Raw genomic sequence first — 9485 nt, forward strand, 5'->3', positions numbered from 1 at the left:
GGTTGATGACGCGCAGGGCGCCCGTCCGGTGCGGGTGTGTGGGGCCGGTCGCGCAGTTCCCCGCGCCCCTGGAAGCGGTTGCGGCCTCCGGGGCCCGAAGGTGAGGGCCCGAGGCGGCCGGCGCGTTCCGTCCGGGCGCATGCCGGACGGCGGTGTGTCAGGCCTTCGCCGTGCGCCCGCGCCTCACGAGCCCGCGCAGCAGTGGCCAGAGCAGGATCAGAGCCGTCACCGCGTACACCGTCACCGAGAAGGGCGTGTTGACCAGCCCCTTGACGCTGCCGTCGCTGATCTGCAGGGCGCGGCGGAGCTGTTGCTCGGCGTTGGGGCCCAGGATGACCCCGATGACGGCGGGCAGCACCGGCAGTCCGTAACGCCGCATGCCGAAGCCGATCAGGCCGATGACCAGGAGGATCACCAGGTCGATGACCTCGCCGCCGACCGCGTACGCGCCGACCGCCGCGAAGAACAGGATTCCCGCGTACAGGTACGGACGGGGGATGCGCAGCAGCTTCGCCCACACCGGTGCCAGCGGCAGGTTGAGGGCCAGCAGCAGCACCATGCCGACGAACAGGGAGGCGATCAGGCCCCACACCAGGTCGGGCTCGCGCTCGAAGAGGAGCGGACCCGGCTGGATGCCGTACTGCTGGAAGGCCGCGAGCATGACGGCCGCGACCGCCGTCGTCGGCAGGCCCAGGGTCAGCATGGACACCAGGGTGCCCGCCGCGGAGGCCGACGCCGCCGACTCGGGTCCCGCCACCCCCTCGATGGCGCCCTTGCCCCAGTCCTCCTTGTGCTTCGACAGGCGCTTCTCCGCGGCGTACGAGAGGAAGGTGGGGATCTCGGCACCACCGGCCGGGATCGCGCCGAACGGGAAGCCGATGAGCGGCCCGCGCAGCCACGACTTCCAGGTCCGCTTGAGGTCGGCACGGCCCAGCCAGGGACGGCCCACCGGGATCGGCTCTCCCGGCAGACGCCGCAGGTGCGCCGCCACCCACAGGGCCTCGCCGATCGCGAACAGGCCGACCGCCACGATCACCACGTCGATGCCGTCGGCGAGTTGGAGGGAGCCGAAGGTGAGCCGCTGCTGGCCGGTCATCTGGTCCAGGCCGACGAGGCCGATGGTCAGCCCGATGAGCAGGGACGCGAGGCCCCTGATCCGTGACGAGCCCAGCACCGACGTCACGGCGATGAACGCCAGCACCATGATGGCGAAGTAGTCCGGCGCGCCGATGTCCACCGCCAGGTCGGCGACCGTCGGGGCGAGCGCGACGAGCAGGATCGTGCCGATCAGACCGCCCGCGAAGTGGCCGACGGCGGCGGCCGCGAGCGCCTGTGCGCCGCGCCCCGCCTTGGCCATCGGATTGCCCTCCATGGCCGCGACCACGGCGGCGCTCTCACCGGGGGTGTTCAGCAGGATCGAGGTGGTCGAACCGCCGAACATCGCACCGTAGTAGATCCCGGCGAACATGATGAACGCGCCGACCGGCTCCAGCCCGTACGTCACCGGGAGCAGGAGCGCGACCGCCATCGCGGGCCCGATGCCGGGCAGTACGCCGATCGCGGTGCCGAGCAGCACACCGAGGGCGGCCCACAGGAGATTGACCGGGGTGAGGGCCGTACCGAAGCCGTCCATCAGGGAGTTGAAGGCGTTCATGTCACAGCACTCCCATCAGCGGGCCGCCGGGCAGCGGCACGCCGAGCAGGTTGTTGAAGACGGCGTAGGTGGCGAGGGAGAGGACGGCCGCGATGAGCGGGTCCCGGTCGATCCTGCGGCTGCCGAGGGTGAAGGCGGCTCCCCAGAAGAGGAGCGCGCCCGCGACGGGGAAACCGAGCGGTTCGATGAGGACCGCCGAGCCGAGGAACACCCCGGTGAGCAGCAGCACCGTGCGCCAGTCGGCCGGTTCGGACAGGTCGATGTCCTCGCCGCCCTCGACCTCGCCCCGGCCGCCGCGCAGCACGTCGACGGCGAGCAGCGCGGCGATCACCAGGAGCCCGATGCCGACCACGACCGGTACGGTCTTCGGTCCGACCGGCCCGCGCTGGGTGATGTCGACGTCCATGGTGAGCGCGTCGGTGAGGACCAGCACACCGAGTGCCAACAGCATGACGCAGACACCGAGTTCGGAGTGCTCCCGCAGCCATGAGCGCCGCGTTCCGGTGGGCGTCGGGGGGAGGTCGGTGGTCGGCGTCGTCACAGTCCCAGCTCCTTCAGCACCGAAATCACGCGCTCGTCCTGCTCGTCCAGGAAGACGCCGAACTCGTCGCCGGTCAGGAAGGCGTCGTCCCAGCCGTTCTGCTCCATGGACTTCTGCCACTGCGGGGAGTCGTGCAGTTCCTCGATGAGGCGTACGAGCTTGTCGCGTTCGGCGTCGGACAGGCCCGGCGGGGCCACGATGCCGCGCCAGTTCGTGAAGTCCACGTCGTAGCCGGACTCCTTGAGGGTGGGCGCGTCCAGTTCGTCGACCCGCTCGGGGCCGGTGACGGCGAGCACCCGCAGCTCGCCCGCCTTGATCTGGTCGAGGTACTCACCGACACCGGACACCCCGAAGCTGACCTTGTTGCCGAGGATCGACGCGAGCAGCTCGCCGCCGCCGTCGAAGGGGATGTAGTTGACGTCCTTCGGGGCGATCCCCGCGGCCCGCGCCATCAGCATGGGGGCGAGGTGGTCGGGCCCGCCGGGCGAGGAACCGCCGCCCACCGGGAGCTTGCCCGGGTTCGCCTTCCAGGCGTCCACGAGCTGGTCGACCGTCTTGTACGGGGAGTCCTTGCCGACCACCACGACGTCCTGCTCCTCGGTGAGCCTGGCGATCGGGGTGGTGTCGGCGAGCGTCTTGGGGGAGTCGTTGGAGTGCACGGCGCCCACGACCCCGAGCCCCATCGACATGGCGAGCTTGCCGTTGCCGTGCTCGCTCACCAGCCGGCTCAGCCCGACCGTGCCGCCGGCTCCGGGGAGGTTGAACACCTCGATGTTGTGCGTGAGGTCGGCGTCCTCGGCGTTCTTCGCGGCCGTACGGGCGGTGATGTCGTAACCGCCGCCGGGTGTGTTGGGGACCATGAAGCGCAGGCCGGGGATCTGTGTGCCGGTCTCGGATCCGCTGCCCGTCGTCAGGAGCGGAGGCCCCACGAACACGAGCACGGCAGCCCCGAGCAGGGCGAGGGGAGTGCTCAGGCGCACCGGTTCCACCACCTGTCGTCGGTACGTCGATGAGCTGGGGGGAGGGGCGTCTCCGTACGAGGGGGGCGGGGGAAGTACGGGGACGCCCCTGGGGGGGGAGGTGACGTGCGCCACATGTTGCCCGTGTGTTCGCTGCCTGTCTCTCTTCCGGAACCAACGGAGGTTGTGGTCTTTGTGTCAGCCGCCACCACGCCGCACTCCTGACTCGTGCCTCTCGTGCCTCTCGTGCCTGTCGTGTCGGCACTGTTCTGTCGTCACTGTCCTGTGGTCGTTCCTGTCGCTTCCCTTTTCCCGGCCACGGGCGCGGGCCATGATGGTGCGACCCGGCAGCCGAGCCGTTCGACGCCGTGTCGCACGAGAGATTGAGTCCGTAGTGGTCGCCGCTTTCCGTCGCCAGACCCTCGCGGGCGAGATGCTGGTGCTGCAGCTCGCCATCGTCGTGGTGGTGCTGCTGGCCGTCGCGGGCGTCTCCCTGGCGCAGTCGGAGGCGACCTTCAACCGGGTCGAGGGCCGCCGGGTCATGGCGCTCGCCGAGCAGTTGGCGGCCAACCCCCTGACTCGCAGCCAGCTCGTGCGGCCCGCACCGCAGCAGGCCCTCGCCCCGCTGGTGAACTCCACCTGGACACAGTCCAGGGTCACGTCCGTGACGGTGGCCGACGCCGACGGCCGGATCGTCAGTTCCACCAACCCCACGGCGATCGGGGCCCCGCTGCCCCTCGGCGAGGGCGCCGAACCGACGCGGGGCTGGTCCGGCCCGCTGACACTGGAGGGCAGCCGCGAACTCGTCGCCCAGGTGCCGGTGCTCGGTGCCACGCAGGCCGACCTCGGACAGCACCTGGGTACGGTGATGATCGGCGAGGCGGATCCGACGGTGTGGCAGCGGCTGAGCGGGGCGTCCTCGTACCTCCTCGCCTATCTGGGCATCGCCAGCGGGCTCGGCCTGGTCGGCTCCTGGCTGCTGGCCCGCCGCGTCAAACGGCAGACCCTCGGCCTGGAACCCCGCGAGATCGCCGGACTCGCCGAGCACCGGGAGGCCATGCTGTACGGGATCGCCGAGGGCGTGATCGCCCTGGACCCGCAGCATCGGCTCACCCTGGCCAACGACATGGGCCGCCGGCTGCTCGACCTGCCGGAGGACTGCGTGGGCCGGAGCCTGACCGAACTCGGCATTGAGGGGCGGCTGCGGGACGTCCTTGCGGGAGCGGGAGCGGGAGACAGGGCCGGCGTGGGCGGCGGAGGGGGCGAGCACGGTGCGGCCGGTGAACGGGACGAGGTCGTCGTCCGGCACGGCCGGGTGCTGGTGATGAACCGGATGACCGTCGTCAAGGAGGGCCGCCTGCTCGGCTCGGTCACCACGCTGCGGGACCGCACCGAACTGGCCCGGCTGGAACGGGAGATCGGGTCCTTCCGGAGCTCCTCCGAGCTGCTGCGCGCGCAGGCCCATGAGTTCGCCAACCAGCTGCACACCATCTCGGGTCTGATCCAGATCGGTGAACAGGACGAAGTCGTGCGCTACATCCGCGCGTTGAACCAGCGCCGCCAGTCGCTTGACGTCACCCTCAGCCGACGTGTCCGCGACACCGCGGTCGCCGCCCTGCTGATGGCGAAGTCGTCCCTGGCGGCCGAACGGAAGGTCAGCCTGCGCATCTCCGACGCGACCGCCCTCGACCGGCTCACCCCCGAGGACGCCGCCGATGTAGCGACGGTGGTCGGCAACCTCGTCGACAACGCGGTGGACGCCGCGTCCGCGGGGGCGGCGTCCACCGCGGCCGCCGGTGAGCCCGAAGGACACGAGGCCTGGGTGGAGGTCGAACTGCGGCAGGACGCCTCCAGCGTGGAGATCGTGGTCCGCGACTCCGGCCCCGGTGTCGCGCCCGAACTCGCCCGCGAGGTGTTCTCGCACGGCTTCACCACGAAGGCCGCCCAGGAGGGCGAGCGCGGGATCGGCCTGGCGCTCACGCGACTGGTCTGCGAGCGTCACGGTGGGGAGATCTCGGTGACCAACACCCCCGACGGGGCCATGTTCACCGCACGCATGACCGTCAGCCACCTCACCGACGCGGTGGCGGAAGGAGCGACACGATGAACGGGCCGCCCGGTACGGCGGATTCGGCCGCCACGACGAGCAGGGCCGCGACGGCCGGTACCTCCGGCACGGCTGATACGGCCGATACAGCAGCGACGGCCGGTGGAGCCGGCACGATCGACGTGCTCGTGGTCGACGACGACTTCATGGTGGCCCGGGTCCACCGCGCCTTCGTCGACCGTGTCGAGCCGTTCCGGGTCGTGGGGGTCGCCAGCACCGGCGAGCAGGCCACCCGCGCCGTCGACGAACTGCACCCGGACCTCGTCCTGCTCGACCTGTATCTGCCGGACCTCTTCGGGCTGGACGTCATCCCCCGGCTGCGCACCGCCGGGCACGACTGCGACGTCATGGTGATCAGCGCCGCACGGGAGGCCGACACGGTCCGTGGCGCCGTCCGCCACGGCGTCGTCGACTACCTGCTCAAACCGTTCGAGTTCGAGGACCTGCGCGTCCGGCTGGAGCGTTACGCCGCCCAGCGCGGCCGTCTGCTCGCCACCGTCGTGAACGGCCAGGCCGACGTGGACCGGGTGCTGGCCGGGGCGGCCTCGGCGACCTCGGCCGCCGCCACACTGCCCAAGGGCATGAGCGTGGAGACGGCCGCGCTGATCGAACGCACGCTCCGCACCGCGGAGGACACCCTGTCCGCGGCCGAGTGCGCGGCCCTGGCCGGCATCTCGCGGGTCAGCGCCCGCCGCTACCTGGAACACTTCCACGCCACCGGCCGCGCCGAGGTGACCCTGCGCTACGGAGCGGCGGGCCGTCCCGAGCGCCGCTACCGGTTCCGCGGCCACCCGAAGGCACACCGGCGGTCCGGAGACGGGGCCCGTGCCTAAGGGGTGTCCGGGGCCGGTGCGGCCGCCGGTGATGAGGCGTCGTGTGGCGGCAGGGGGATCGTCCAGGTTGCTGTGACGATGACGGTGACGGTGACGGTGACGGTGACCGGGTGCGGGTGCGGGTGCGGGTCCGGGGACGTGGCAGGGCAAGTCGGGGGTCGGGAGACCGGGAGATCGTGCAGGTGGGGGAGGCGGGGAGGCTGAGGGTGGCGGCCCGGTGGTGGACCAGGCAGCCGTCCTTGACGCCGCTGCGGGTGCGAACGGGCGATCGGTTCCGGCGCGCGAGGACGGCCCCGGCGCTCCTCAGCCCGCGGGGGTGTTGTAGTTGACGATCCCCTCCACCATGAGGGCGACCGCACCGGCCAATGGGCTGGCCGTCCCCTGTCCCACGACGTCGGGCAGCCGGTGCGCCTCCTCCTCGGTGGCTGCCACCATGCCCCAGAACGCGTTGTAGCCCGAAGGGTCCGTCGGCTTGTCGGTGGCCGCCCCCACGGACATGACACCGCCCTCCTCGGCCACGGCCAGCGCGCCCATCTGCCGCAGCGTGTCGGGATCCCGCTCCTCGGCGGCCACGACGCTCCAGCCCGTCACCTCTGTCTGCCTCAACGCGGCGAGGAGCGCGCCGGCCGCGTCCGAGCCGGTGATAACGATGTCAGGCAGCACGAGGGCCACCGGTCCCCGCGTCATCGGCAGGGCGGAGCGGATGGCTCCGTCCAGACCAGGTCCGTACGACTCGTCCTGGTAGACGAAGACCATGTGAAAGGTCTCGGCGTAGCGCGCGAGATGCCGCACCGTGTCCAGCTTGTGCGTCCCGAACACGACGACCAGACGCACGTCGAGTCCGCTCTTGGCCAGTTCGACGACGGCTTCCAGGCTGCGGTCCAGCACGGTGACCCCAGGAGCCAGGCAGTGCAGCTCCTTCGGGTAGGGGGACCCGAAACGTGTGCCGATTCCGGCGCAGGGCAGGATGACCGAAACATCAGGGACGGCCATGGACGAACTGTGCATCGCGTCGCTCTCCGGTGGTGTTGACGATCGGGGACCTCGCGCACCTCGCTCGGCGCGGGCAGCCCACAACAGGCCGTTGCCGCACCGTCGGCCCCGAAGGCACGCCGGCGCTCACCGTAGCCACTGAGGACGCCTCCCAGGAGAAGATCTCCCAGGAGAAAATGCGGCGTTGACCGGCCGGGGCGTCAGCGAGGCGGTCCGGCGCGTGTACGCCGTTCTTCCCCAGGTATAAGTCTGTGCCGGTACAGCCGAGTTGAATCATGGTGGATACGAAAGTCGTCGCCTCCCGGTGTGTCGGTCTCCTGGGCCGTCGTTCGCGAGGCCCCAAGTGGGTAGGGATCACCGTCGAGTTCCGCACCACCCGACCTACACTGCTGCCGCATGCTCGCGACGACCGACGACCGAGGCATCGCCGTGATCGGGCGCCGCTCGAAGCCTGAGCGGAACCGGACCGAAACGCACGGATGACACAACGCGAGATGACACGACGCAGGACGACACGACGAAAGAGGACGCGGAATGCGGGTGCTGTTGTCCACGTACGGGACACGTGGCGATGTCGAGCCGCTGGTGGCACTCGCGGTGCGGCTGCGGGCGCTCGGTGCGGAGGTACGGATGTGCGCCCCGCCGGACGAGGAGTTCGCCGCGAGACTCGCCGGTATCGGGGTGGAACTGGTCCCGGTCGGGCCACCGGTGCGGGAGTTGATGCGCGGGACGACCCTTCCGTCGGCGGCGGACCTGTCCCGGTACCGGAGCGAGATGGTCGAGGCGCAGTTCGACCTCTTCCCCTCGGCGGTCGAGGGCTGTGACGTGCTGGTGGCGGCCGGCCTGGCCCAGATCGCCGCGCGGTCCGTCGCCGAGGCCGCGGGCGTCCGCTACGTGTACGCGAGCTACGCGGCGGTCCACCTGCCTTCGCCGCACCACGCGCCACCACCGCGGCCGGGCTGGCCGGAGCCGGAGGCGGCCGACAACCGGACCCTGTGGGAGCTGGACGCCCACCAGGTGAACGCGCAGTTCGGCGACGCGCTCAACGGTCATCGGGCGGCGATCGGTCTGCCACCGGTGGACAACGTCCGCGACCACGTCCTCACCGACAAGCCGTGGCTGGCGGCGGACCCGGTCCTGGGGCCGTGGCGGGAGACCCCGGGCCTGGACGTCGTACACACGGGTGCGTGGACCCTGGCGGACGAACGCCCGCTCCCGGCCGACCTGGTGGAGTTCCTGGACGCGGGCGCGCCGCCGGTCTACGTGGGCTTCGGCAGCATGCGTCCTTCGCCGGGCATCGGCCGCTCGGCCGTCGAGGCGGTCCGCGCGCAGGGTCACCGCGTGCTCGTCTCCCGGGGCTGGGCGGACCTGGACCTGGTCGACGGGCGGGACGACTGCTTCGCCATCGGCGAGGCCAACCACCAGCGCCTGTTCGGCAGGGTGGCCGCCGTGGTGCACCACGGCGGCGCGGGTACGACGCTGACCGCCGCCCGAGCGGGCACACCGCAGGTGGTGATACCCCTTCAGCTGTCGGACAACCCGTACTGGGCCGGTCAGGTGGCGGACCTGGACCTCGGGGCGGCACTCGACACTCCGACCCCGACCGACGAGACCCTGGCCGTCGCGTTCAAGGCGGCCCTGACACCCGAGACCCGGGCACGGGCGCGGGCCCTGGGCAGCCGGATGCGTACCGACGGAGCGGAGGTGGCGGCGAACCTGCTGGTCGCGGAGGCCCGATGAGCGAGGCGCCGCTGATCACGTCACGACCGGCGCCCGTGGGCGACTGCTAGCGTGCGGGCGCATGGAAGACGGCGTGTACGTAGGCAATGCGGGCAAGGACGCGACGATGGACCGGGGTTGGCTGCTCGGCCACTTCAAGGAGCACGGCGATCCTCGCCACAGCCACGCCGTCGAGGTCAAGTGGGGTGTCCACCCGCAGGGTGAGGAGCGAGCCCAGTGGGTGAAGGGCGAGGTGCGGACCGCTCTCCTGGTTCTCGTCACGGGCCGCTTCCGCATGGAGTTTCCCGGCCGCAGCGTGCTGTTGGAGGAACAGGGCGACTACGTCGTCTGGGGCCAGGGAGTGGACCACTCCTGGGTCGCCGAGGCCGATTCCGTGGTACTCACCGTGCGATGGCCCTCCGTGTCCGGGTACGCGGTGCCTCGGGCGGAGGGCACGGCGTACCCGGAGTAGCGATCTGGGATGCGGCGGTCCGGCGAGGGCGCTGCCTGGCGAAAAGGTGTGTCACGGGTCACTGTTGACCGTTCAATCGGCGCGCATTTAATATCGGCGGAAATGAGCCACCGCAGGGGTGACCGGAAAAGACGAGCGCTTCCTTCAAACCTCTTCCATGCGTATCCGACGTGATTTTACGGAGTTCTGGTAAAGAAATGGCGACAG

Annotated in this window: 8 protein-coding genes; 4 read left to right on the forward strand and 4 right to left on the reverse strand. The window is 71.0% G+C overall.

Going from position 1 to position 9485, the window contains the following annotated elements; genetic code table 11:
• Window positions 1-157: 157 nt before the first annotated feature.
• Genes ACLVWQ_RS14265 through ACLVWQ_RS14275 form a run of 3 tightly spaced genes read right to left on the reverse strand, consistent with a single transcriptional unit; the run spans window position 158 to window position 3175 of the window.
• Window positions 158-1654 (reverse strand): tripartite tricarboxylate transporter permease, encoded by a 1497-nt coding sequence (locus tag ACLVWQ_RS14265; RefSeq protein ID WP_414108939.1) that lies wholly within the window; start codon window positions 1652-1654, stop codon window positions 158-160.
• A gap of 1 nt (window position 1655) precedes the next feature.
• On the reverse strand, window positions 1656-2195 hold the full coding sequence (locus tag ACLVWQ_RS14270) for a tripartite tricarboxylate transporter TctB family protein (protein WP_414108940.1): 540 nt from the start codon (window positions 2193-2195) through the stop codon (window positions 1656-1658).
• On the reverse strand, window positions 2192-3175 hold the full coding sequence (locus ACLVWQ_RS14275; RefSeq protein ID WP_414109064.1) for a Bug family tripartite tricarboxylate transporter substrate binding protein: 984 nt from the start codon (window positions 3173-3175) through the stop codon (window positions 2192-2194). The genes ACLVWQ_RS14270 and ACLVWQ_RS14275 overlap by 4 nt, the downstream gene beginning before the upstream one ends.
• A gap of 373 nt (window positions 3176-3548) precedes the next feature.
• Between ACLVWQ_RS14275 and ACLVWQ_RS14280 the strand changes: the two genes are divergently transcribed.
• Together ACLVWQ_RS14280 and ACLVWQ_RS14285 are read left to right on the forward strand one after the other, a co-directional pair.
• Complete coding sequence (locus ACLVWQ_RS14280; protein WP_414108941.1) at window positions 3549-5261, forward strand: ATP-binding protein; 1713 nt, start codon at window positions 3549-3551, stop codon at window positions 5259-5261.
• The gene (locus tag ACLVWQ_RS14285; RefSeq protein WP_414108942.1) at window positions 5258-6094 is read left to right on the forward strand and encodes a response regulator; all 837 of its coding nucleotides are present in this window, start codon (window positions 5258-5260) and stop codon (window positions 6092-6094) included. The genes ACLVWQ_RS14280 and ACLVWQ_RS14285 overlap by 4 nt, the downstream gene beginning before the upstream one ends.
• Before the next feature lie 303 nt (window positions 6095-6397).
• On the opposite strand, the gene ACLVWQ_RS14290 is transcribed toward ACLVWQ_RS14285, so the two are convergent.
• Window positions 6398-7087: a hypothetical protein gene (locus tag ACLVWQ_RS14290; protein ID WP_414108944.1), complete on the reverse strand. Its 690-nt coding sequence runs from the start codon at window positions 7085-7087 to the stop codon at window positions 6398-6400.
• Between the two features lie 534 nt (window positions 7088-7621).
• Between ACLVWQ_RS14290 and ACLVWQ_RS14295 the strand changes: the two genes are divergently transcribed.
• Together ACLVWQ_RS14295 and ACLVWQ_RS14300 are read left to right on the forward strand one after the other, a co-directional pair.
• Complete coding sequence (locus ACLVWQ_RS14295; RefSeq protein ID WP_414108945.1) at window positions 7622-8827, forward strand: glycosyltransferase; 1206 nt, start codon at window positions 7622-7624, stop codon at window positions 8825-8827.
• Between the two features lie 61 nt (window positions 8828-8888).
• Window positions 8889-9278: a signal peptidase I gene (locus ACLVWQ_RS14300; protein WP_414108946.1), complete on the forward strand. Its 390-nt coding sequence runs from the start codon at window positions 8889-8891 to the stop codon at window positions 9276-9278.
• Window positions 9279-9485 lie beyond the last annotated feature (207 nt).

The sequence above is a fragment of the Streptomyces sp. CWNU-52B genome (genome assembly GCF_047444975.1).
Lineage (GTDB): Bacteria > Actinomycetota > Actinomycetes > Streptomycetales > Streptomycetaceae > Streptomyces.

Bases quoted from the DNA above. Each gene is read 5' to 3' on its own strand.
- ACLVWQ_RS14265 (WP_414108939.1), bottom strand. From the start codon at position 1,654: ATGAACGCCTTCAACTCCCTGATGGACGGCTTCGGTACGGCCCTCACC.
- ACLVWQ_RS14285 (WP_414108942.1), top strand. From the start codon at position 5,258: ATGAACGGGCCGCCCGGTACGGCGGATTCGGCCGCCACGACGAGCAGG.
- ACLVWQ_RS14290 (WP_414108944.1), bottom strand. From the start codon at position 7,087: ATGGCCGTCCCTGATGTTTCGGTCATCCTGCCCTGCGCCGGAATCGGC.
- ACLVWQ_RS14295 (WP_414108945.1), top strand. From the start codon at position 7,622: ATGCGGGTGCTGTTGTCCACGTACGGGACACGTGGCGATGTCGAGCCG.
- ACLVWQ_RS14300 (WP_414108946.1), top strand. From the start codon at position 8,889: ATGGAAGACGGCGTGTACGTAGGCAATGCGGGCAAGGACGCGACGATG.